General features: G+C 71.9%; 21 protein-coding genes. 9 read left to right on the top strand and 12 right to left on the bottom strand.

Annotated elements, in window-relative coordinates; translation table 11 throughout:
* Positions 1-27: 27 nt before the first annotated feature.
* From MICAU_RS02475 to MICAU_RS02450, 6 genes are all read right to left on the bottom strand, one after another.
* Positions 28-2,934 (bottom strand): RHS repeat domain-containing protein, encoded by a 2,907-nt coding sequence (locus MICAU_RS02475; protein WP_013283699.1) that lies wholly within the window; start codon positions 2,932-2,934, stop codon positions 28-30.
* Positions 2,935-3,084: 150 nt separating this feature from the next.
* Positions 3,085-4,038: a zinc metalloprotease gene (locus MICAU_RS02470; RefSeq protein ID WP_013283698.1), complete on the bottom strand. Its 954-nt coding sequence runs from the start codon at positions 4,036-4,038 to the stop codon at positions 3,085-3,087.
* A gap of 92 nt (positions 4,039-4,130) precedes the next feature.
* Positions 4,131-4,454: a hypothetical protein gene (locus MICAU_RS02465; RefSeq protein WP_013283697.1), complete on the bottom strand. Its 324-nt coding sequence runs from the start codon at positions 4,452-4,454 to the stop codon at positions 4,131-4,133.
* Positions 4,447-5,304, bottom strand: a complete 858-nt coding sequence (locus MICAU_RS02460; protein ID WP_013283696.1) for a GNAT family N-acetyltransferase — start codon at positions 5,302-5,304, stop codon at positions 4,447-4,449. The genes MICAU_RS02465 and MICAU_RS02460 overlap by 8 nt, the downstream gene beginning before the upstream one ends.
* 391 nt (positions 5,305-5,695) lie before the next feature.
* A complete protein-coding gene (locus MICAU_RS02455) occupies positions 5,696-6,391 on the bottom strand; it encodes a TIGR03089 family protein (protein WP_013283695.1) in 696 nt (231 codons plus the stop codon).
* Positions 6,392-6,418: 27 nt separating this feature from the next.
* Positions 6,419-6,997, bottom strand: a complete 579-nt coding sequence (locus tag MICAU_RS02450) for a TetR/AcrR family transcriptional regulator (RefSeq protein WP_013283694.1) — start codon at positions 6,995-6,997, stop codon at positions 6,419-6,421.
* An 88-nt stretch (positions 6,998-7,085) separates the two neighbouring features.
* Here MICAU_RS02450 and MICAU_RS02445 point away from each other — a divergent pair, with 88 nt between their 5' ends.
* Together MICAU_RS02445 and MICAU_RS02440 are read left to right on the top strand one after the other, a co-directional pair.
* Entirely contained in the window at positions 7,086-7,460 is a 375-nt protein-coding gene (locus MICAU_RS02445; protein ID WP_013283693.1) for a DUF4267 domain-containing protein, read from the top strand.
* A 95-nt stretch (positions 7,461-7,555) separates the two neighbouring features.
* Entirely contained in the window at positions 7,556-8,638 is a 1,083-nt protein-coding gene (locus MICAU_RS02440) for a hypothetical protein (RefSeq protein ID WP_013283692.1), read from the top strand.
* Here the strand turns inward: MICAU_RS02440 and ligD (MICAU_RS02435) are convergent.
* Complete coding sequence (gene ligD / locus MICAU_RS02435; RefSeq protein WP_013283691.1) at positions 8,571-9,479, bottom strand: non-homologous end-joining DNA ligase; 909 nt, start codon at positions 9,477-9,479, stop codon at positions 8,571-8,573. The genes MICAU_RS02440 and ligD (MICAU_RS02435) overlap by 68 nt on opposite strands.
* Positions 9,469-10,407 (bottom strand): non-homologous end-joining DNA ligase, encoded by a 939-nt coding sequence (gene ligD, locus MICAU_RS02430; protein ID WP_041799168.1) that lies wholly within the window; start codon positions 10,405-10,407, stop codon positions 9,469-9,471. Before ligD (MICAU_RS02430) ends, ligD (MICAU_RS02435) begins: the two co-directional genes overlap by 11 nt.
* Positions 10,408-10,494: 87 nt before the next feature.
* Here ligD (MICAU_RS02430) and ku point away from each other — a divergent pair, with 87 nt between their 5' ends.
* Positions 10,495-11,487: a non-homologous end joining protein Ku gene (gene ku, locus MICAU_RS02425; protein WP_013283689.1), complete on the top strand. Its 993-nt coding sequence runs from the start codon at positions 10,495-10,497 to the stop codon at positions 11,485-11,487.
* 48 nt (positions 11,488-11,535) lie between these two features.
* Here ku and MICAU_RS02420 read toward each other — a convergent pair whose 3' ends face one another.
* Positions 11,536-11,928 (bottom strand): PPOX class F420-dependent oxidoreductase, encoded by a 393-nt coding sequence (locus tag MICAU_RS02420; protein ID WP_013283688.1) that lies wholly within the window; start codon positions 11,926-11,928, stop codon positions 11,536-11,538.
* 63 nt (positions 11,929-11,991) lie between these two features.
* On the opposite strand from MICAU_RS02420, the gene MICAU_RS02415 reads away from it, so the two are divergent.
* From MICAU_RS02415 to MICAU_RS02395, 5 genes are all read left to right on the top strand, one after another.
* Positions 11,992-12,744: an FKBP-type peptidyl-prolyl cis-trans isomerase gene (locus MICAU_RS02415; protein WP_013283687.1), complete on the top strand. Its 753-nt coding sequence runs from the start codon at positions 11,992-11,994 to the stop codon at positions 12,742-12,744.
* Positions 12,745-12,883: 139 nt separating this feature from the next.
* Positions 12,884-13,732, top strand: coding sequence for an SCO6745 family protein (locus MICAU_RS02410; RefSeq protein ID WP_030274408.1), 849 nt, complete (start codon positions 12,884-12,886; stop codon positions 13,730-13,732).
* A gap of 32 nt (positions 13,733-13,764) precedes the next feature.
* Positions 13,765-14,418, top strand: coding sequence for an HAD family hydrolase (locus MICAU_RS02405; RefSeq protein WP_013283685.1), 654 nt, complete (start codon positions 13,765-13,767; stop codon positions 14,416-14,418).
* A gap of 41 nt (positions 14,419-14,459) precedes the next feature.
* The gene (locus tag MICAU_RS02400) at positions 14,460-15,596 is read left to right on the top strand and encodes a glutathione-independent formaldehyde dehydrogenase (protein ID WP_030274411.1); all 1,137 of its coding nucleotides are present in this window, start codon (positions 14,460-14,462) and stop codon (positions 15,594-15,596) included.
* Between the two features lie 90 nt (positions 15,597-15,686).
* Positions 15,687-16,700, top strand: a complete 1,014-nt coding sequence (locus tag MICAU_RS02395; protein WP_013283683.1) for an NADPH:quinone reductase — start codon at positions 15,687-15,689, stop codon at positions 16,698-16,700.
* 180 nt (positions 16,701-16,880) lie between these two features.
* Here the strand turns inward: MICAU_RS02395 and MICAU_RS02390 are convergent, their stop codons facing one another.
* Positions 16,881-18,515: a fatty acid--CoA ligase gene (locus MICAU_RS02390; protein ID WP_174361760.1), complete on the bottom strand. Its 1,635-nt coding sequence runs from the start codon at positions 18,513-18,515 to the stop codon at positions 16,881-16,883.
* A 100-nt stretch (positions 18,516-18,615) separates the two neighbouring features.
* On the opposite strand from MICAU_RS02390, the gene MICAU_RS02385 reads away from it, so the two are divergent.
* Positions 18,616-19,107 (top strand): NUDIX domain-containing protein, encoded by a 492-nt coding sequence (locus tag MICAU_RS02385; RefSeq protein WP_013283681.1) that lies wholly within the window; start codon positions 18,616-18,618, stop codon positions 19,105-19,107.
* 7 nt (positions 19,108-19,114) lie between these two features.
* Here the strand turns inward: MICAU_RS02385 and MICAU_RS02380 are convergent, their stop codons facing one another.
* Positions 19,115-20,782 carry an MDR family MFS transporter gene (locus tag MICAU_RS02380; protein WP_013283680.1) on the bottom strand — a complete coding sequence of 556 codons (1,668 nt, stop codon included), beginning with the start codon at positions 20,780-20,782 and terminating at the stop codon, positions 19,115-19,117.
* 53 nt (positions 20,783-20,835) lie between these two features.
* Positions 20,836-21,393, bottom strand: a complete 558-nt coding sequence (locus MICAU_RS02375; protein ID WP_013283679.1) for a type 1 glutamine amidotransferase domain-containing protein — start codon at positions 21,391-21,393, stop codon at positions 20,836-20,838.
* Between the last annotated feature and the right edge of the window lie 5 nt (positions 21,394-21,398).

Here is a 21,398-nt window from a genome sequence, read left to right as displayed (position 1 = left end):
TCCGGGCGGCCCACCGTCACCACCGGGTCAGGAGTAGTTGACCAGGAAGTAGTAGCTCGTCGTGTCGGTCCACACCCCGTCGGCGGTCCGGCCGCGCACCCGCATGGTGTACGAGCCGGCCGAGGTCGGCGTGAAGGTCGCCGTGGCGACTCCGGCGGCGTTCGCGGCCACTGTCACCGGCTGCCCGTCGTCGACCGTGTACTCGAACTCGGTCACACCCGGGCTGCCCTGCGTGAAGGTGAACTCACCGGCCACCCCCACACCGCCGGACCACTGACCGGCCGGGTAGGTGCCCGACGCGACGAGCGGCGCCGTGCCGACCAGGAACGGGTAGTCGGTCTGCGGCGTCTGGTCGCCCGAGGCGGTACGGCCCCGCACCGAGATGAGGTTCGCGCCGTTGCGGTCCATCGTCACAGTGATGTCCGTGACAAACGCATCAGGCTTCTTCGGCACGCTCTGCCAGGCGCCGCCGTTGAGCTGGTACTCGAAGGTCGTCACCTCGCTGATCTCGGTGTACACCCCGAACGTGCCGACCGACCCGACCCCGCCACGCGGGCTGTACTCGTCGTACGCGCTGCTGACGTTGACCCGCGGCTCACGGACCCGGAAGTAGTACCGGCGCTCCGGGCTGACCGTGCCGTCGGCCGTCCGGCTGGTGACCGTCAGCAGCGTGTAGCCGGAGTGCGTCGGCGTGATCTCGATGGTCGCCCGGCCGTCCGCGCCGGCGGCAACCACCTGCTCCTCGCCGCTGTACTCCAGGACGTAGCGGTACTCCGTCACGCCGGGACGGCCGGGGTTGAAGGTGAACCGGCCGGTCTGGCCGGGCTGACCCGCCGAGTCGTTCTCCGGGTAGTCGCTCGACGTCACCACAGGCGCGTCGCTGACCTCGAAGGTGTACGTCCGCGTCGGCGAGAAGGAGCCGTCCAGGAACCGGGTACGCACTGTCAGCGTGTTGCTGCCGGAGCGGTCCGGCGTGAGCATCACCCGGGTCCAGCTGGAATCCGTGTCCACGACCTGCTCGGGCCCGTCGTTGAGGCGATAGACGTAGGCGTCGACGTCGGGCATCACGGTGTCGAACTGGAACTCACCCGGCATGCCGACACCGCCCCAGGCGCCGTACTCGTAGTAGGTGCTGGAGTAGACGGACGGCTTGGTGTCGATGACGTTGAACTGGTGCTCCTGCGTCTCCGAGACCGTGCCGTCGGCGCTGACGCTCCGCACGGTCAGCGCGTACCAGCCCGGCTCGGTGGGCGTCCAGTGCAGCACCGCGGTGCCGTCCGCGGCCGCGTCGACGCGCAGCAGATTGCCGTCACCGAACGAGTACTCGTACGCCACGACAGCGGTCCGGCCGGGCCGGAACGTGAAGCTGCCGGGACGGTCCACCACGCCGTCGTGCTCGGGGAAGGAGAAGTCGGCCGACTCCACGGTCGGCAGGTCGCGGACCGACACGTTCTCGGTGTACCCGCCGACGAACTCGCTGCCGACGTAGCTGCGTACCTCGACCTTGACGAGGCCCGCCTCGGCGAACGTCACCGGGATCTCGGTCGGGCCGTCGGGGTTCACCGGCACCCTGGTCTCACCGCCGGCACCGATCCGGTAGCCGAACTCGGTGACCCCCTCCACATTCGTCGACACGGCCAGCTTGCTGGGCAGCCCGATGCCGGCCATCGTCACCTGCACCTCCGGCGCGGTCGACTTCACCCAGAACTCGTAGCGGACCGTCTCGGACGAGTTCGACGCGCTGTCCACACTGCGCACGCTCAGCGAGTCGGAGAACGAGGTCGGGGTGTATTCGAGGGTCACGTCCGCACCGGGCGCGGGCGCGGGGATGTAGTTGTACGCGTCGCCGAAGCGCCCCCAGTAGTAGCCGACCACGTCCGGCGAGCCGTTGGCCTTGAACGTGAACGTCCCCGGCACTCCCGCCCCGCCGTGCGGCAGGCCGTCGTTCGGGTACTTCTCCGAGGTCACCACGGGGGCGGCGGGTCGCTGCGCGTCCACCTTGACGTAGCACGGCTCGGCCCACGGCGAGAAGTCGTGATCGTCGTAGGCGCGGGCGGTCCAGGCCACCACGGTCCCGTGCGGGTACTGCGACATGTCCCAGTCGAGCTTCGAGAGGGCGCCGCCGTAGCTGTAGCCGAACTGCTCGGCGCGCTGGTCCTCGTGGCCGACCGGCCATGCCGCGAACTGCCCCCGGTAGTTGGCGTCGTTGCTGTCCGCGTCCGCGCCCTTGACCATCAGGCCGTGGTTGCGCGGCCCCACCGGCTGCGGCTCGGTCTTGGTCCCGCAGGCCCAGGCCGGGAAGTCGATCCCGATCTGCCCGACCGTCGGCGCGTGGTTCGCCTCGCTGTTGATCACCGGGAACGGGCGGAGCTTGCGGCCGTGGGAGAGCTTGCCCTCGGAGCCGTGCGGCACCCGGATCTCGACGGTGAGCGTCTGCTTGCCCTGATCCGCGAGCTTCTGGAGGGCGGGCATGATGTCCCACGCCAGATAGCCGGGGCAGGCCGCCTCCCCGCCGGCCTGCACCGTGCCGAGCAGCTCACGACGACGCGGGCTCGACGCCCAGCTCGTGGTCGCGGTGATCGGGTCGGTACGCCACAGCTCGACCGGCTGGGCGGTCGCGCAGTCCGCCGCGGAGCGCTCCGCGACGACCAGGTCCGCCTTGTGGACGACGGTCCCGCGGAAACGCGAGATGTCGAAGGTGAAGTAGGACCGGGACTTGTGCTTCGTGCCGGTCGCGTCCGTCCAGGCGCCGACCGGCGCGTCCCCGTCCGTGTTGACGAACGACTTCCTCGGCTGTTGCGAATCCGTGTAGGCCCAGCCGGACTTGCCGGTGGTCCGGTGCTCGTAGGCCTGCGCCGGAGCGGTGTCGACACTGATCAGGCCGGCACCGAGCACAATGCCCAGTGACGCGGCGAGCATTCTTCGTGCGCGCACGACGATGCCCCTCCCCCCGTTGGACAACGGCGTGCATCGCCGTCGAGTCGCATGAGGGTATCGAGAAGGGACGACATCTGAGTACGCCGATTCGGGTGGGCTCCGGTCGACCGGGCGGACCGCGTCGTCACGGCCCGCCCGGTCTCGCGGTCAGCCTCGTCCGCCGGCGCGGAACGCGACCCAGGCGTCGCTCATCCGGTCGGCCTGGCCCGGGGTGAACATGTTCATGCAGGAGTCCTGCGTGTAGTCCATGAAGTTGTGGATCGGGTCGAGGCCCGGCGCGGTGCAGGTGTCCGCCCCGATCGGGCAGTTGAACTGCGGCGCCGCCTCACGCGGCGTGTCGGCCACGAAGTCGCCGGACGCGGAGCAGCCGTGCGCGAACGTGTGCTCCAGCATCAGCCAGTGCCCGACCTCGTGCGTGAGCGTGTCACCGAGCGCGTACTTGCCGGCCGTGCCGCCCGGCATCGACTCGTCGAGCATCACCACGCCGTCGATGTAGTCGCGGCCGTTGTTGTAGCCCTTCGGGAAGTACGCCCAGCCGAGCAGCCCGTCACCGATGTTCGCCGCGTAGACGTTCAGCGTGCGGGAGTCGCCGGTGTAGAGCGCCTTCTTCATGTCCCGCTCGCTCTTGCCCGGCACCACCGTGTACCAGGAGCTGTTGACGGTCCACGTGGTGTCCACGAGCGAGAAGCGGAACGGCGTGTCCGACGCGTCAGCCGCGGTACGACCCGCGAACGAGTCGTTCAGCACAGTCATCTGCGCCGCGATGAGCGTGTTCCAGCGGGCCTTCTCGGCCGCGCTCAGCTCGTGGTCCGAGATCATGTGGAAGATCGTCGGCACTGTGACGCTGCCGTTCGCCAGGCGCGGCGAGTCCTTGATGACGCCGTACGCCTTGGCCTCGTTCGTCGAGTAGAGCTCGGGCTCCTTGACGGTGGCGCCCTCGCGTACCCGGGCGGCGCTGTGCGTGTCGGCGCCCGGGTCGCACTCGGCGACCGCGGGAGAGGCGGCCACGGGTGCGGTCGTGGCGGAGGCTCCTCCGGCGGTCAGGAAGGTGGCGGCGGCAGCGACGAGCACTGCCAGGTGGATCGTCGGTTTCCTGTGCATCGTTGCACCTTTCGAGAGGCATGAAAGGAGTACCGACGCGGGGTTGTCAAAGCTGCGGATCGATGACGTCGTCGTTCCGCCATGAGACCACGTCACCGGGCGTCCGCAACAGCCCCCGGCGGCTCGGTCGATGTCACGGCGTCGGCGATGGCGCGCGCCACGCACTCGTAGTCGCGCACCAGCGGCCCGACCAGCTTGGGGTCCGGCTCGAACGCGGCGACCAGTCCGCGTACCAGATCTCTGAGCCGGTCGTCCGGGCCGAGCCGCCGCCCCCGGTGCCGGCGGGCGACGCTGCGCCACCGGCGCAGACCGACGTCGGCGAGCCGTTCGTGGAGTTCGGGCGCGGGCACCGGGCAGCCGTTCGCCCACAGGTCGGCGAGGGCCCGCAGAATCGCCTCCCGCGTCGGGTCAGCCATGCAGATAGCGGGCGCGGCGGCCGAAGTCGCGGAAGCCGAGCCGCCGGTACAGCCCGGCGGCCGGGTTGTCGTCGTTGACGCAGAGCCACGCGGCGTCCGCGCCCGCGTCGGCGAGGCCGCGCAGCACGCGCGCCACCAGGTACGCGCCGACCCGCCGCCCGCGCCACCCGGGCACCACGCCGACCTGGTCGATCCAGTTGTCGAGCACGGTGACGAAGCCGGCCGGCGCACCGTCCGGGCCGCGTGCGAGCAGTGTCAGCTCCGGGCGGAAGTCCTCGTCGTCACGCAGGTCGCCCAGCCACTCGCCGGCCTCCGGTTCGACGAATCCGGGCCGGTCGGCGAACGACGCGCGGTAGGTGGCGAACAACTCCGGCCCCAGCGTCGCAGGCTCCACAGTCACGCCGTCCGGCGCGGCGACCTCGGGCAGCGCGTCGAGGTCGTGCCGCAGCACCCACTCCAGGAACGTCCGCGTGTAGCCACGCGCCGCGAACAACTCCTCCGCGCCAGCGGTCCACGTCTCCGTGGTGACCAGCAGGCCCGCATCGCCCGCCTGCTTCTCCGCCCGGTCCAGCAGCGCGCCGCCGAGCCCGCGCCCACGCCATGCCGGATGCACGAGGCCGGTGGCGGTGGCGGGCGTCCGTCCGGTGCCGACCCCGACGGCCGCGACCAGGTCGTCGCCGGACCAGGCGCCGTGGGTACGCGTCTGGAGCAGCCGCGCCCGCGCCAACGGGGTACGCCCGAACAGCGGCAACCCGCCGTCAGTGGCGAGGCACGCCTGCGCCAGGCCGGTCAACGCGGGCAGGTCGTCCTCGCCGAACTCCCGCCAGACCAACGCATCCGTCCCGTCCACGCCCGCTCCCGCCACCCCGCCCGACCCCCACGGTCCAGCACACCGACGCAGTAGGCCCCACCCCTCCCCCCGAGGTCAACCACTTTCCCCACCCACCCCGGCCCTCCGGGCCACCCACCTTGAGACAGACGCCCCACCGACCGGGATCGGCCGAGATCTCGGAAGCACCCTCCGCGATCTTGGAGTTGTGGCACCTCACGAATACCGCTAATCCGACCATCTGGGCGCCACAGCTCCAAGATCGACGGAAGCCGCCCCATCACCCCGTTGATCATGCAGTTGCTGCCCTGATAAAAGTCGCAACCCGGGCATCAGGAGGGCCGAAACCGCAAGATCGACGAGAGCGAGGGCGGTAGGCGCGGCGCGGGCGGGGAGGGTGGGGAGGGCGGGGCTAGGGGGTGGGGGTGGGGGTGGCGTGGATCAGGACTGTGGCGCCAGCGGACAACGGGGCCAGCAGCCACTTCAGGGGCTGCTCGTCCTCGGTCGGGTCGATCACGAGGCGATCACCTTGGTGCAGGTTCATCTGGGTGGCGATCTCGGCGGCCAGGCGGCGCCACGCGCCGAAGCTGGTGCCGTCCGGCGTGGCCGGGTCGGACGGGTCGACGGCGGTGTAGTCCGGCGGGTCGGTCGGGTGCCGCAGCACCTCGGCCGACCAGTCCAGCCAGCCCGGCGGCACCTCGTCGAGCGGGCCCGGCCCGGTGCCCACCAGGTAGCGGTGCGTCCCCTCGGGCACGTCCTCCAGCCAGTCGTCGAGGCGTTCCGGGGTCACGAACACCGCGTCGTAGGGCCGGTCCGCGCCGGGTTCGAGCACCGGCAGCCCGGCCAGCGCGCGGGGACGGAACGACACGGTCAGCCCGATCGACCAGGCGCCGATCAGCACCGCCGCGGTACGCCAGTGCGGCGGCAGCAGCACCGCCACCCGGTCACCGGGGCGCAGCCCGCACCCGTCGCGCAGCAGCCCGGCACTACGGGCCGCCCACCGGCCCAACTGCGGCCCGGTCAGCTCGGTTCGCTCGCCGGTGGCGTCGTCGAGGTAGGTCAGCAGTGGCTCGTCGGTCGCGACGGCGGCGGGTGCGCGGGTGGCCATCGGATGTACTCCTCCCTGGCGGTCAGCTCACCCTAGCCGGGCGAACCGGTCGACCAGGAGGGCCAACCGCCGCTCGTGTTCGTCCCGCCGCAGACGGCCGCCGCGCATCAGCGTGACCTGGCCGTGCAGCGCGCTCCAGAACGTCTCGGTGAACGTCTCCAGGTCGTCGTCGCCGGTGAACGGGCGCAGCGTCTCGGCCAGTTCGGCGAAGGCCCGGACCAGCTCGACGGGTGTGTCCTGGCTGGCGAAGGAGAGGGCGACGGGGAGGGTGAAGATCGCGTCGTAGAGCGCGGGCCGGCGTTCGGCGAACGCGGCGTACGCCGTGGCGATGGCGGCCACCGCGGCCCGCGGGTCGGTGGCGGCGGCCCGGGCGGCGGCGAGTTCGACTGCCAGTTCGGCGCAGCCCTCCAGAGCGACGGCCGCCATGATGGCGTCCTTGCCCTTGAAGTGGCTGTAGAGGACGGGCTGGCTGTACTCGATCTCGGCGGCGAGGCGGCGGGTGGTGACCGCGTCCCAGCCCTCCGACTCGGCGAGGTCCCGGGCGGCGGTGATGATCGCCCGTTCGCGGTCCGCCCGCTCCCGCTCCCGGCGCGCCTGAATCGACATGACCGGCACTCTAGCACCGCTAGCCAATCTATCGGCGCTCTGCTAGCTTCGCTCTCATCCCTAGCAGCGCTAGAATCTTGGAGTCGGCATGCTCACCCTCGTCGCCTACGGGCTCGCCATCGTCCTCAGCCTCTTCATCGTCCTGATCGGCGCGCGCTTCCTCCTCGTTCCCCGAGCCGCCGCCGCCGGCTACGGCGTCCCCGCCGCGGAGGGCACGGGAGATCCCGCGTACCTCACGATCAAAGGGCTGCGTGACCTCACCTACGGCCTGGTCGGCCTCGCCTTGATCGCCTTCACCAGCGCCGACGCCGTCGCCTGGTTCATGCTCGTGGTCGCACTCGCCCCGCTGGGCGACACCCTCATCGTGCTGCGGCACGGCGGCTCCCGGGCGACCGCCTTCGGCATCCACTTCGCCACCGCCGTGGTCGTCCTCCTCGACGCCGCGCTGCTGTTCGCGCTCTAGCCGGGCCCACCGGTCCGCGACCGTCGACTTTGGTCGCGGGCCCGGTCGTCCGACGGCCGTATCGGGGGGCCGGGTGGCTGCGGGACCGTGCGGGCATGACGACCGAACCCCCGCGCCGGCGGCTGGTGCCGGCGATCGCGCTGCTGCTGCTCGCCCCGTGGACCGCCGAGTGCTCCTGGGGCGGCTTCACCCTCACCGGCATGCCGTTCGTGGTGCTGGTGCTCGCCCCGATGTACGGCGGGGCCGCGCTGCTGATCCGCGAGACGGCCCGGCGGTTCGGGCTCGGCTGGCCGGGGATCGCGCTGCTCGCTGCCGCGTTCGGCGTGATCCAGGCCGGCTTGGTCGACCAGTCGTTGTTCAATCCGGGGTTCCTGGACGACACCGAGTTCGCCGACACCCGGGCCGCGGCGGAGGCCACGCTGGTGCCCGGTCTCGGGTTCAGCGCGAGGCAGGCGGTCGACTACGTGGGCAACCATGTGGTGCTGACCGTCTGCGCGCCGATCGCGCTCGTCGAGTCGTACCTCGGCGCGGGCCGGCGGGCGCGGCCCTGGCTGGGCCGACCGGGGCTGACCGCGGCGGCGCTGCTCTGGCTCGGCGGCAGCCTGCTGGTGTTCGCCGACGACGGTGGCCGCAAGAACTTCCTGGCCTCGCCGGTCCAGTTGGCGGTCGCCACCGGCGTGGCACTGGCCCTCATCACCGCCGCCCTGCTCCGCCACCGGCACGCCGGGCCACCGCCCGACGCGCCTGCGCCCGCCGGGCCGACGCCCGCAGGCCGACCGCAAACCGAAGCCGGCCCGCCCCGGCCGCTCCGGCCCGCGCTGGTCGTGGCGGCGGCGTACGTGGGTTCCACGATCGCCCCGGGATGGCCGGGAGTGGTGCTCGCCCTCGCACTCGCCGGGATCGCCGCCGCCCTGCTGACGCGCTGGTCCCGGCGACCCGGCTGGGGGCAGCGGCACGTGCTCGCCACCGGTACGGCAGGCCTGGTCGTCGCGGCAGCGCTCGCGTACACCGTGCCGACCTATGCCCCGGCGAGCCCGACGGCGGCGCTGGTGGGTGACGTGGCGATCAGCGTGATCGTGCTGCTGCTGGTGGGCGGCGCGTGGTGGCGGGTCACGGCAGTTCGGGACCGCCGTCGAGCAGCGGCGCCAGCAGGTCGCCCTGCTTCTCCACCCGCTTGAGCACCTCACCAGCGGTGTACGGCCGCGTCGACGGCCGCTTCCCCGCCGCCCCGGCCTCCACCTCGTCCCAGGTCAGCGGCGTGGACACCGAGGGCACCGACTGGGCCCGCAGCGAGTACGGCGCCACAGTCGTCTTCGCCGCGTTGTTCTGACTCCAGTCGATGAAGATCTTGCCGGGGCGCAGGTTCTTCGCCATCTTCGACACGACCAGCTTCGGGTGTGCCTGCTCCAGCTCCTGCGCGATGCGCTTGGCGTAGTCGGAGACGACCTCGGCGTCCTGCGTACCGGCGATCGGGCAGCAGAGCTGCATGCCCTTCTTCCCGGACGTCTTCGGGAACGAGGAAATCCCGTCGTCGGCCAGCCGGTCGCGCATCAGCAGCGCCACCCGGCAGCACTGCTTGAGCGCGGCCGGGGCGCCCGGGTCCAGGTCGACCACCATCATGTCCGGGTGGGCGCCGATCTTCCACTGCGGAGTGTGCAGCTCAAGCGCGGCCAGGTTGGCCAGCCACACGAGTGTGGGCAGCTCGTCGCAGACCACGTAGTCGATGGTCTCCCGCCCCTTCGTCGACCCGGGGGCGGGCAGGTTCTCGGTGCGTACCCAACCGGGGGTCGCGGCGGGTGCGTTCTTCTCGAAGAACGAGCCGCCGTCGACGCCGTTGGGGAACCGGATCCGGGTCAGCGCGCGGTCGCGCAGGTGCGGCAGCAGCACCGGGGCGATCCGGGTGTAGTAGTCGATCACCTCGCCCTTGGTGAACCCGGCCTTCGGGAACAGCACCTTGTCCAGGTTGGACAGCTCCAGTGAGCGCCCCTCGACCTCGACCTTCAACCGCTCAGAGGGCATCGTCGACCTCCTCGGGCGGCTTGTCCGGGCGCAGGCGCAGGATGCGCGGGAAGCGCAGCCGGCCGTCCGGCGTGCGCTGGCCGTACTTGACCTCCACCACGATCCGGGGAGTTACCCAGATCGCGCCCCGGGCATCCTCGCGCGGCACGCCGGCGGCGAACGGCGAGTCGGTGGAGCGCAGTGGTTCCAGCTCGCGCAGCAGTTCCCGTTCGAGCGCCGCGCCGATCCCGCCGCCGACCCGCCCCCGGTAGACCAGCCGTCCGTCCGGGCCGGGCACGCCGACCAGCAGGCCACCGACGCGCCGCGCGCCGGGCCGCCAGCCGCCGACCACGAAGTCGGCGGTGACCTCCAGCTTGACCTTCACCCAGTCCAGCGAGCGCACGCCGGGCCGGTAGAGCGAGTCGACCCGCTTGGCCATCACCCCTTCCAGCCCGTGCTCGCCGGCCGCCGCGTAGGTGGCCGGGCCGTCGCCGAAGACCGGCGGCACCGCCCACCGGGCGGCGCCGAGCCCGAGCGACTCCAGCGCCGCCCGCCGCTCCCGCCACGGCCGGGCGGTCAGGTCGACGCCGTCGAGCCGCAACAGGTCGAAGATCATGTACGTGACGGGTACTGTCGCCGCCAGCCGCGCCGCCTTGGCCGGGTTGCGGACGTGCATCCGCTCGGCGAGCGCGGTGAACGAGGGCTGCCCGTCGGTGAAGAGGACGACCTCGCCGTCGAGCAGCGCGTCGCCGACCTGCTCGGCCAGGTTGAGCAGTTCCGGGTACGCGGTGGTGATCTCGACGCCGGAGCGGGCGTAGAAGTGCCTGTCGCCGCGCGAGATGTCGGCGAGCGCGCGGACGCCGTCCCATTTGAACTCGTACGACCAGGCGGCGCCGGCCGGGAGCTGCCCGGTCGTCGCGAGCATCGGCTTCAACGGCGCGCCGGGCACCTCCTGACTGTAGTTGCGCACGGAAGCGCGTGCGTCCCGTTCGATCGTTTGCGATTCTGGTTGTCAACCGGGGAGAGGAGCGCGGGAATGCGGGCGATCTGGAAAGGAGCGGTGTCGTTCGGCCTGGTGTCGATCGGGGTGAAGGTCTACTCGGCCACCGAGGAGAAGGACATCCGTTTCCACCAGGTGCACCGTGAGGACGGCGGCCGGATCCGCTACAAGCGCACCTGCTCGGTCTGCGGCGAGGAGGTCACCTACGACGACATCGCCAAGGGGTACGACATCGGCGGCGGCGAGATGGTGATCCTCACCGACGAGGACTTCGCCGACCTGCCGTTGAGCACGTCGCACGCGATCGACGTGCTGGAGTTCGTACCGGCCGAGCAGGTCGACCCGATCCTCTACAACAAGGCGTACTTCCTGGAGCCGGAGGGCTCGGCGACCAAGCCGTACGTGCTGCTGCGTGACGCGCTGTCCGACTCGGAGCGGGTGGCGATCGTCAAGGTGGCGCTGCGCCAGCGGGAGCAGTTGGCCACGCTGCGCGTCCGCGAGGGCGTGCTGCTGCTCAACACCATGCTGTGGCCGGACGAGATCCGCCGGCCCGACTTCGGTTTCCTGGACGAGGACCTGAAGGTACGCCCGCCGGAGCTGGCGATGGCCAGCTCGCTGATCGACTCGATGGCCGGGGAGTTCGAGCCGGACGCGTTCACCGACGACTACCGGGCCGCGTTGCAGGAGGTCATCGACGCGAAGGTCGAGGGCCGCGAGGTGGTGCAGCCGGAGGAGGAAGAGGCCGCTCCGGCCGCCGCCGTGGACCTGATGGCCGCGCTGAAGGCGTCGGTGGAGCGGGCCCGGGCGGCCCGGGGCGAGGCGCCGTCCGGTGGCGGCGCCGAGCCGACGCCGATCTCGTCGGCCCGCTCGGCGAAGAAGGCCGCGAAGAAGGCGCCGGCGAAGAAGACCGAGCCTGCGAAGAAGACCACTGCCAAGAAGGCGCCCGCGAAGAAGACGGCGGCGAAGAAGGCCGAACCGGCCAAGAAGACCGCCGCCAAGAAGACGCCCGCGAAGAAGAAGACCGCCTGACGCGTACGGCGATCGCCCCGCCCCCGGTGGCGGGCGGGGCTCCGCCGTTCAGCCGCGGCCGAGCTTCTCGGTGGGGGTGACGCGGACGATGACGCGCTCCTCGCCGGGGCGGCGCCAGGGGTAGGTGTCCTGGCCGAGGTACTTCTTCGCCATCCGGTCGATGTGCTCGTCGGCGCCTTCGGTGACGAACTCGACGGTGCCCTTGATCCAGAGCGTGCGGAAGTCGTCGGCCTTGTCCGCCACCGACACCGCGACCACCGGGTTGCGGGACATGTTCAGGTACTTCTGCCGGCCCTTGGCCGTGTTGAACACGATGTGCTCGCCGTCGGTGTCGACCCAGACCGGGGTGACGTGCGGGGTGCCGTCGGCCTCGATCGTCGCCACGTGCGCGAGCTGCGGCTCGCCGAGCAGGGCCAGGTCTTCTTCGCTGAGGATCGCCATGGTCGGAACGTACCCCGTGTGGTGCCCCCGTATCGGGCATCGTGTCCGGATCGTGGCGGCCGTATGGGCACGCTGGGGCTCCGGGCGGGTACCGTGTGCGCTGGCCTCGGCGGCGGCCCGCCGGGGGCGCACCCACCCACCCTGCAGGGAGTCGACGTGAGCGAGCGTGTGGAGAACCGGTCGGCGGGCCAGGCCCCGGCCACCAAGGCACAGCGGCGGCTGGCCGCCCAGCTGGCCGAGAAGAAGGCAGCCGAGGCGCGTCGCCGCCGGCAGTCGATCCTCGGCGCGGCGGTCGGCGTGCTCGCGGTGGTGGCCCTGGTCGGCGGCCTGGTCTGGCTGAACAGCGGGGACGACGACAAGACGTCCACCGCCGGCTCCTCGGCCAGCCCCACCGCGCCGGCCGAGCCCACCGCGGCGCCCGCTCCGGAGCTGCCCGCCGGTTTCGACCCGGCGCTGAAGACCAAGCCGACAGTGCAGGCCGGTACCGGCGAGCTGACGAAGCTCACCGTCACCACCCTGGTCAAGGGCACCGGCCCGGCGGTGAAGGCCGGGCAGAACATCACCACGAACTACGTGGGCGTGTTCTACAAGGACGGCAAGCAGTTCGACGCGTCCTGGGACAGCGGCCAGCCGGCCACCTTCCAGATCGGCGTGGGCCAGGTCATCAAGGGCTGGGACCAGGGCCTGGTCGGCGTGCCGGTGGGCAGCCGGGTCCAGCTGGACCTCCCGGCCGAGCTGGCGTACGGCAACGACGCCGCGGGCGGCCGTCCGGCCGGGCCGCTGCGCTTCGTCGTCGACGTGCTGGCTGCGCAGTAGATCACTCCGGGCTTCCGTCCGGTCACCCAGCGGCAGTAGGTTCATGGTCACCACGGGCGGCACGTTCGCCCGTGGTGATCTGCCCACCGACGCGGAGGTGCACGTGGCGGCGCTGGACGAGTCCGGGGTGACCCGGCAGATGTGGACGCTCTACGAGCCGGTCCACGCGGTGACCTACTTCCACCCCCGGGCCCGGGCCGCGTTCGAGGCGGTCGGGCTGCGGGGCTACTGGCGCGGCTACTTCGCCGGCCGGGCCGCGCCGCTCGGGCCGGTCGACGCGCCGACCGTCACGGCCGCCTTCTTCAGCTTCGCGCCGGCCATGGTGGCTCGCGCGCTGCCCTCGGTGTGGCGCCTGGCCACCCCGGAGGAGACGCTGCGGGCCCGGCTCACCGGTGGCGTGCAGGCGCTCGCCGAGTTCACCTACGAACTGCCCGAGTCGCACCTGGTCGAGGCCGCCGACCTGCTGGAGGAGGCGGCCGGCCGGGTGGACGTCGCGGGCCGGGTGCTCGGCGCGGTCAACGCCGCGCTGCCCCGGGGCGAGTACCCGCTGGCCCGGCTCTGGCAGGCCGCCACCACGCTGCGCGAGCACCGCGGCGACGGCCACGTGGCGGCGCTGGTGACGACCGGGCTGGAACCGGCCGAGGTGGTGGCCTGGCGGTGCCGGGTCGACCAGTCCCGCGAGTTCCACCAGCCGGCCCGGGGCTGGACCGACGAGCAGTGGACCGCCGCCGAGCAGCGCCTGGTGGACAAGGGCTGGCTGACCGCCGACCTGAACCCCACGCCGTACGCCACGGAGACGTTCCGCGTGGTCGAGGAGGCTACCGACCGGGCCGCCGCGGGTCCGTGGCGGGCGCTGGGCGCGGAGCGTACCGGCCGGCTGCGGGAGCTGCTGGAGCCGATCGCGACGCGCTGCCGCACGATCATCCCGGCCAAGGCCCCGATCGGCCTTCCGGCTCAGCGTTCGGCCGGAGCGGCGCTGCCACGGTGAGTCCGGCCGCCGGCTGGGGCAGGATGGTCGACGTGGTGGACGCGGTGCTCTTCGACCTGGACGGCGTGATCGTGGACTCCGAGCCGGTGTGGGAGGAGGTCCGGCGGGCGTACGTGGCCGAGCACGGCGGCGTCTGGCAGCCGGACACGCAGCGCCGGCTGATGGGCATGAGCACCGCCGAGTGGGCCGAATACCTCAGCGGTGAGCTGGGCGTCGACAGGTCGGCCGAGCAGGTCGCCACCGAGGTGGTGACCGAGATGGCCCGGCGGTACGCGCAGCACGTACCGCTGATCGACGGCGCCGACGCGGTCGTGCGCCGCATCGCCGCGCGGTGGCCGCTGGGGCTGGCCAGTTCCTCACCGACCCGGCTGATCGCGGCGGCGCTGGACGCGACGGGCCTGGCCGGCGCGTTCGGCGCGACGCTGTCGACCGAGGAGACCGCCCGGGGCAAGCCCGCGCCCGACGTGTGGCTCGCGGTGGCGCAGCGGCTGGGCGTCGACCCGGCCCGGTGCGTGGCGGTGGAGGACTCGTCGAACGGGGTCCGCTCGGCGGCCGCCGCCGGGTGCCGCGTGGTGGCGGTGCCGCACGCGTCGTACCCGCTCGACCCGGACGCCGAGGCGCTCGCGGCCGTGCTGCTCCCCTCGATCGGCGCGCTCACGCCCGAGGTGGTGGCGGGGATCGACTGAACCACCCACCCGCCGCCGCCACCCGGCCTACGGTCGGTGACATGAGGGCTGTGGTGTACGAGGGGCCGCACGAGGTGGCCGTCAACGAGGTCGACGACCCCCGGATCGAGGATCCGAACGACGTGGTCGTCCAGGTCACGACGACCGCGATCTGCGGTTCGGACCTGCACATGTACGAGGGACGGACGGCCGCCGAGCCGGGCATCGTGTTCGGCCACGAGAACATGGGCGTGATCGTCGAGACCGGGCCGGGCGTGACGAGCCTGCGCGTGGGCGACCGGGTCTCGATGCCGTTCAACGTGGCGTGCGGGTTCTGCCGCAACTGCCGGGAGCAGCGCACCGGTTTCTGCCTGACGGTGAACCCGGGCTTCGCCGGCGGCGCGTACGGCTACGTGTCGATGGGGCCGTACCGGGGTGGGCAGGCCGAGTACCTGCGGGTGCCGTTCGCCGACTTCAACTGCCTGAAGCTGCCGCCGGGCACCGAACACGAGAACGACTACGCGATGCTCGCCGACATCTTCCCGACCGGCTACCACGGTGTGGCGATGACCGGGCTGCGGCCGGGCGAGAACCTGACAGTGATGGGCGGCGGGCCGGTCGGGCTGATGGCCGCGTACTCGGCGGTGCTGATCGGGGCGTCCGAGGTGTTCGTGGTGGACCGGGTGCCGGACCGGCTGCGGCTGGCCGAGTCGATCGGCGCCACAGCGATCGACTTCAGCGCGGGCGACCCGGTCGAGCAGATCCGGGACCGGACCGACGGGGTGGGGACCGATCACGGCGTGGACGCGGTGGGATACCAGGCGTCCGCGCCCAGCGGCGAGGAGCAGCCGGCGCTGGTGCTGAACACGCTCGTGGAGGTGGTGCGCGCGACCGGGGCGATCGGCGTGGTCGGGCTCTACCTCTCGGCGGACCCGGGCGCCCCGGACGAGCACTCCGCCCGGGGTGAGCTGCTGTTCAAGGTGGGCAAGCTGTTCGAGAAGGGCCTGCGGATCGGCACCGGGCAGGCGAACGTGAAGACGTACAACGCGTACCTGCGGAACCTGATCACGGCGGGGCGGGCGACGCCGAGCTTCGTGGTGAGCAAGGAACTGCCGCTGGACGCGGCGCCGGAGGCGTACCAGCGCTTCGACCGCCGCGAACCGGGCTACTCGAAGGTCGTGCTCAAGCCGGCCGCCTGACGAGCCGTCGTACGGTGGCCGGGTGCGCCCGGACCGAATGTTCGGGCGGCTGCCGGGTAGCGCACCCGGGAGGACGGCGGAGGGACGGCGATGAAGGCGATCGTGTACGAGCGCAGCGGGGACGCCTCGGTGCTCCAGGTGGTCGAGCGGCCGGTGCCGGAACCCGGACCGGGCGAGGTGCTGGTCCGGATGGCCGTGTCGGGGGTGAACCCGACCGACTGGAAGGCCCGCCAGGCGTGGCCGCTGCCGGCCGGCTGGCAGATCCCGCACCAGGACGGCGCCGGGGTGGTCGAGGCGGTCGGCGAGGGCGTGGACCGGACGCTCATCGGTGAGCGGGTCTGGGTGTGGGAGGCGGCGTGGCAGCGGCCGTGGGGCACCGCCGCCGAGTACACGCTGGTCCCGGTCCGGCACGCGGTGCCGCTCGGTCCGGCCTCGTTCGACCTGGGCGCGGCGCTCGGCATCCCGTTCATGACCGCGCACCGCTGCCTGACCGCCGGCGAGTTCATGCCGGACAAGCTGCACGCCGGCGCGTTGAGCGACCACGTGGTGCTGGTGCAGGGCGGCGCGGGGGCGGTGGGCAACGCGGCGATCCAGCTCGCCCGGTGGGCCGACGCGTGCGTGATCACCACGGTGAGCAGCCCGGAGAAGGCGCAGCTCGCGGCGGCGGCGGGTGCCAGCTTCGTGATCAACTATCGCGAGCAGGACGTGGTCGAGGAGGTCCGCAAGGTCGCGCCCGACGGGGTCCACACGATCGTGGAGGTGTCCGCCGCCCGCAACGCCGCCGCCGACGTACGGATGCTGCGCACCGGCGGGGCGGTCTGCGTGTACGCCGACGACGGCGGTGGCGAGGTGACGTTGCCGATCCGGCCGCTGATGGGCCCGAACGCCCGCTGGCAGTTCGTACTGATCTACACCGCGCCGAAGGTGGCGAAGGCGCAGGCGGTCACGGACATCGCGGCGGCGGTGGCGCAGGGCGCGATCCGGGTCGGTGAGGAGGCCGGGCTGCCGCTGCACCGGTATCCGCTGGCGGAGGCCGCCGCCGCACAGCAGGCGGTGCAGGACAGCGTGGTGGGAAAGGTGCTGGTGAGCACCGCCGACGAGTAGACGACCGGATTTCCCCGACAGCCGGACAGACGCGAACAAGTTTCGCAACAATGACGGTGCGGGTCACCCCGTAACGGACGGGCGGCCCCGGCGCGGTGCGAACGCCGGGGCCGCCCTCTGGGAGGAATGTCCGCTGGGAACGCGTTCCTACCCGTGTAGGCGACGGTACGCCGCGAAACGTTACGACGCGGTCAGTTCCCGCACGTCGAGCCCGCCGTCGGCGTACCGCGAGCGCACCACCTTCTTGTCGAACTTGCCGACGCTCGTCTTCGGCACCGCGTCGATGAACGCCCAGCGCTCCGGCAACTGCCAGCGGGCCACCGAGCCGGCGAGGAAGTCCCGCAGTTCCTCCGCGGTCACCGAGGCGCCCTCGCGGACCACCACAGTGGCCAGCGGCCGCTCGTCCCACCGCTCGTCCGGTACGCCCACCACGCACGCCTCCAGCACCGCCGGGTGGGCCATCAGGGCGTTCTCCAGCTCGACCGAGGAGATCCACTCCCCGCCTGACTTGATCACGTCCTTGGCGCGGTCGGTGAGCGTGATGTAGCCGTCCGGCGAGAGCGTGCCGACGTCACCGGTCCGCAGCCAGCCGTCCCGGAACTTCTCCTCCTCCGGGGCGTCGTCGCCGATGTACCGCGCGGTCACCCACGGCCCGCGTACCTCCAGCTCACCCACCGACGTCCCGTCGGCGGGCAGCGGCTCGCCGGCCGGGCCGACGATCCGCGCCGTCACGCCGGCCGGAACACGGCCCTGCGTGTAGCGGTAGCGCCAGGCGTCGTCGCCGGTCGCGCCGGCCGGTGCCCGGGAGACCGAGCCCAGCGGCGACATCTCGGTCATGCCCCAGGCGTGGATGACGTCGATGCCGTACCGGTCGTGGAACGCGTGCATCAGCGCCGGAGGGCAGGCCGATCCGCCGACGATGACCTCCTTCAGCGAGGAGAGATCCACCTCGTGCGCGTCCAGGTAGGCCAGCAGGTCGGTCCAGATGGTCGGCACCGCCCCGGCGAGCGTGGGGCGCTCGGCGGCGATCATCGCGGCGATCGGCTCGGCCTGGAGGAACCGGTCCGGCATGATCAGCGAGGCGCCGGAGAGGAACGCCGCGTACGGCAGGCCCCACGACATCGCGTGGAACATCGGCACGATCGCCAGTTCCCTGTCGTTCGGGCCGAGCCCGAAGCCCTCCGGCATGCAGACCTGGAGCGAGTGCAGGTAGATCGAGCGGTGCGAGTAGGCGACGCCCTTGGGGTTGCCGGTGGTCCCGGAGGTGTAGCAGAGGGCGGCGGCGTCACGCTCGTCCACCTCCGGCCAGTCGAAGTGGTCCGGGCGGCCGGCCAGCAGCGCGTCCCAGTGGTGCACTGTGATCCGGTCGCCGGCCGCGGCCAGCAGCGGCGCCGGGTCACCGCCGCCGACCACCACCACGTGCGCCACGATGGTCATCTCGCCGATCACCCGGGCGAGCAGCGGGATGAGCGTGCTGTCGACGAGCACCACCCGGTCCTGCGCGTGGTTGGCGATGTAGGCGACCTGGTCGGGGAAGAGGCGGATGTTGAGCGTGTGCAGCACCGCGCCCATGCTCGGGACGGCGAAGTAGGCCACCAGGTGCTCGTTGTTGTTCCACATGAACGTGCCGACCCGCTCGTCGCCGGTCACCCCGCACTCGTCTCGCAGCGCGTGGGCCAGCCGGGCGGCGGCGCGGCCGACCTCCGCGTACGTCATCCGGCGGGGTTCGGCGCCGGTCCAGGTGACCACCTCCGCCGCGCCGTGCACGGTGGAGCCGTGTTCGAGGATCCGGGCGACCTGGAGAGGGGCATCCATCATCGTGCTACGCATGGGTAACAACGTAGTGGCGGCGGTCACATCTGCGGAACCCCCCGGAATCGCCGAGGTGATCACGGATGGTGCGTAGATTGTCCGGGTGAGCATCTCGTGGGCCGACTCGTACGTGGGGCAGCTCCGCGCCCTGGCCGGTGACCGCACCCTGATGTTCGTCGGCGCCCGCGCCGTGGTGCGCGACAACGCCGCCCGGGTGCTGCTGATCCAGCGTTCCGACAACGGCCAGTGGGCCCTGCCGGCCGGCGCCATGGAACTCGGCGAGTCGATCGCCGACTGCGCGGTCCGGGAGGTCCGGGAGGAGACCGGGCTGCGGGCGCTGCGGGTCAGCGCGTTCGCGCTCTACACCGGCCCGGACCGCACCCACACCAACATGTACGGCCACACGTACCAGGTCTTCACCACGGCGTTCCGGGTCGACGAGTGGGACGGCGAGCTGGCCCGGTTCACCGACGAGACCACCGACTCGGGCTTCTTCCGCCCGGCGGACTTCCCGCACCCGCTGTCGTCGAGCGTGCACGAGACGCTCGCCGACCTCGACGTGTTCGAGCAGACCAACCGGCTGATCCTCAAGTAGCCGCCGGTCACAGCATCGTCTGCGACTTCGCCTCCATGTCGGCGGCGGCCTCGTCCTTCGACTCCTTCGTCAGCGGCTTGCCGCCGGGCGCGGGCGCCTTCCCGCCGAGCGGGTCGGCGCCGCCGGTGGCACCCTGCGGGCCGGTGCCGCGCAACTGAAGGTTCGGCATGGCCAGCGTGACCAGCACGGCGATCACGGCGATCAGCCCGGTGGTCAGGAAGACCAGGTGCAGCGACTCGACGAACGCGGCCTGGACGGCGGCGCGTACCGGGGCGGGCAGCGCGAGGATCGCCGCCGGGTCGTTGATCGAGAAGTCCCCGCCGGCCGTCACCGCGGCCCGCTGCTCCGGCGGGAGCTGCGCCAGCGCACCGGGCAGCCGCGCGGACATCTCGGCGGTGAGCCGGGACGACAGCACCGCGCCGAGGATGGCCACGCCGAACGATCCGCCGAGCGACCGGAAGAACGTCGCAGACGAGGTGCCCGCGCCCAGGTCGCGGACGCTCACCGCGTTCTGCACGGCCAGGATCAGCGACTGCATGCACAGGCCCAGCCCGACGCCGATCACCACCATGTAGCCGAACGCGAGCCAGAGCGAGGTGGCCACCTGGAGCTGCTGGAAGAGCAGCATGCCGACCACCAGCACGGCCGCGCCCGCCACCGGGAACCACTTGTACCTGCCGATCCGGCTCATCGCCCGGCCGGTGAGCACCGAGGTGACGATGACGCCGGCCATCATCGGCAGCATCAGCAGACCGCTGCGGGTCGGCGAGGCGCCCTTGACGATCTGGAGGTAGAGCGGGATGAAGATGATCGACCCGAACATCACCAGACCGAGCACGAAACCCGCGCCGTTGGCGAGCGCGAACGTGGCGCTGCGGAACAGCCGCAGCGGCAGGATCGGCTCCTTGGTCCGGGCCTCCTGGGCGACGAACAGCACGCCCAGCACCGCGCCCGCGGCGAACAGCCCGACGATCACGCCGGAGCCCCAGGCGTACTCGGCGCCGCCCCAGCTCAGCGCCAGCAGCAGGCAGCTCACGCCGGCCACCAGCAGTGCCGCGCCGATCCAGTCGACGGTGTGCTCCCGCCGCTCGAACGGCACCAGCCGCATCACGTGCCAGCAGACCACGATGGCGAGGATCGCCAGCGGCACGTTGATGTAGAAGATCCACCGCCAGTTGTTCTCCGCGAAGTAGCCGCCGACCAGCGGTCCGGCCACCGACGACACACCGAACACGGCGCCGAACAACCCCTGGTAGCGGCCACGCTCCCGGGGCGACACCACGTCCGAGATGATGGTGAACGCCAGCGTCATCAGGCCGCCCGCGCCCAGGCCCTGCACGCCCCGCGTGACGATCAGCTGGGTCATGTCCTGCGACAGCCCGGCCAGCAGCGAGCCGAGCAGGAACATCCCGATCGAGAACAGGAAGACCGGCCGGCGTCCGTACAGGTCGGCCATCTTGCCGTACAGCGGCGTCGAGGCGGTCGAGGCCAGCAGGTACGCGGTGACCACCCACGAGTAGTGGTTGATGCCGCCCAGCTCGCCCACGATCGTCGGCAGCGCGGTGCCGACGATCGTCTGGTCCAGCGCCGCCAGCAGCATGCCGGTCATCAGACCGAACATCAGCAGGCGGATCTGTCGGGCGGGCAACGCGGGACGGGCGGCCTGGGCGGTCATCCCGCTTCCTATCCCACCGGGGGCGGATCATGCCCCCGGTGGGCGTACGAGTTTCATCGGGCGGCGTGCCGCCCCTCGGCGAACTCCTCGACGATCTTGGCGCAGAACGCCGGCAGGTCATCCGGCTTGCGGCTGCTGACCAGCCCGTTGTCGGTAACGACCTCCTGGTCGACCCACTTGGCGCCGGCATTGGTGAGGTCGGTGCGCAGGCTCGGCCAGGAGGTGATGGTGCGGCCCCGCACCACGTCCGCCTCGACGAGCGTCCACGGGCCGTGGCAGATCACGCCGACCGGCTTGCCCGCGTCGAAGAACGCCTTGACGAACCGGACCGCCTCCGGGTCCGTCCGCAGGAAGTCGGGGTTCGCCACGCCACCGGGCAGGACCAGGCCGTCGTACGCCCCGGCGTCCGCCTCCTCGGTGGTGACGTCGACCTGGTACTGCTTGCCGTGGTCGAGGTGGTTGAAGGCCTGGATGGTGCCGGACTCGATGGAGACCAGCTCGACCTGGGCGCCGGCGTTCTCCACCGCCTCCCGGGGCTTGGTGTACTCGACCTCCTCGACGCCGTCGGCGGCCAGGAAGGCGATGCGCTTGCCCTGAAGTGTCGCTGCCATGCTGT

Source organism: Micromonospora aurantiaca ATCC 27029, from assembly GCF_000145235.1.
GTDB lineage: Bacteria > Actinomycetota > Actinomycetes > Mycobacteriales > Micromonosporaceae > Micromonospora > Micromonospora aurantiaca.
This window is presented reverse-complemented; position numbering and strand designations above follow the sequence as displayed.

Coding starts and splice junctions, on each gene's coding strand:
- MICAU_RS02445 (WP_013283693.1), top strand. CDS start 7,086: ATGCTCACCCTCGTCGCCTACGGGCTCGCCATCGTCCTCAGCCTCTTC.
- MICAU_RS02450 (WP_013283694.1), bottom strand. CDS start 6,997: ATGTCGATTCAGGCGCGCCGGGAGCGGGAGCGGGCGGACCGCGAACGG.
- ligD (WP_013283691.1), bottom strand. CDS start 9,479: ATGCCCTCTGAGCGGTTGAAGGTCGAGGTCGAGGGGCGCTCACTGGAG.
- MICAU_RS02415 (WP_013283687.1), top strand. CDS start 11,992: ATGGGCACGCTGGGGCTCCGGGCGGGTACCGTGTGCGCTGGCCTCGGC.
- MICAU_RS02420 (WP_013283688.1), bottom strand. CDS start 11,928: ATGGCGATCCTCAGCGAAGAAGACCTGGCCCTGCTCGGCGAGCCGCAG.
- MICAU_RS02375 (WP_013283679.1), bottom strand. CDS start 21,393: ATGGCAGCGACACTTCAGGGCAAGCGCATCGCCTTCCTGGCCGCCGAC.
- MICAU_RS02410 (WP_030274408.1), top strand. CDS start 12,884: ATGTGGACGCTCTACGAGCCGGTCCACGCGGTGACCTACTTCCACCCC.
- MICAU_RS02380 (WP_013283680.1), bottom strand. CDS start 20,782: ATGACCGCCCAGGCCGCCCGTCCCGCGTTGCCCGCCCGACAGATCCGC.
- MICAU_RS02465 (WP_013283697.1), bottom strand. CDS start 4,454: ATGGCTGACCCGACGCGGGAGGCGATTCTGCGGGCCCTCGCCGACCTG.
- MICAU_RS02395 (WP_013283683.1), top strand. CDS start 15,687: ATGAAGGCGATCGTGTACGAGCGCAGCGGGGACGCCTCGGTGCTCCAG.
- MICAU_RS02455 (WP_013283695.1), bottom strand. CDS start 6,391: ATGGCCACCCGCGCACCCGCCGCCGTCGCGACCGACGAGCCACTGCTG.
- MICAU_RS02400 (WP_030274411.1), top strand. CDS start 14,460: ATGAGGGCTGTGGTGTACGAGGGGCCGCACGAGGTGGCCGTCAACGAG.
- MICAU_RS02390 (WP_174361760.1), bottom strand. CDS start 18,515: ATGGATGCCCCTCTCCAGGTCGCCCGGATCCTCGAACACGGCTCCACC.
- MICAU_RS02470 (WP_013283698.1), bottom strand. CDS start 4,038: ATGCACAGGAAACCGACGATCCACCTGGCAGTGCTCGTCGCTGCCGCC.
- ku (WP_013283689.1), top strand. CDS start 10,495: ATGCGGGCGATCTGGAAAGGAGCGGTGTCGTTCGGCCTGGTGTCGATC.
- MICAU_RS02440 (WP_013283692.1), top strand. CDS start 7,556: ATGACGACCGAACCCCCGCGCCGGCGGCTGGTGCCGGCGATCGCGCTG.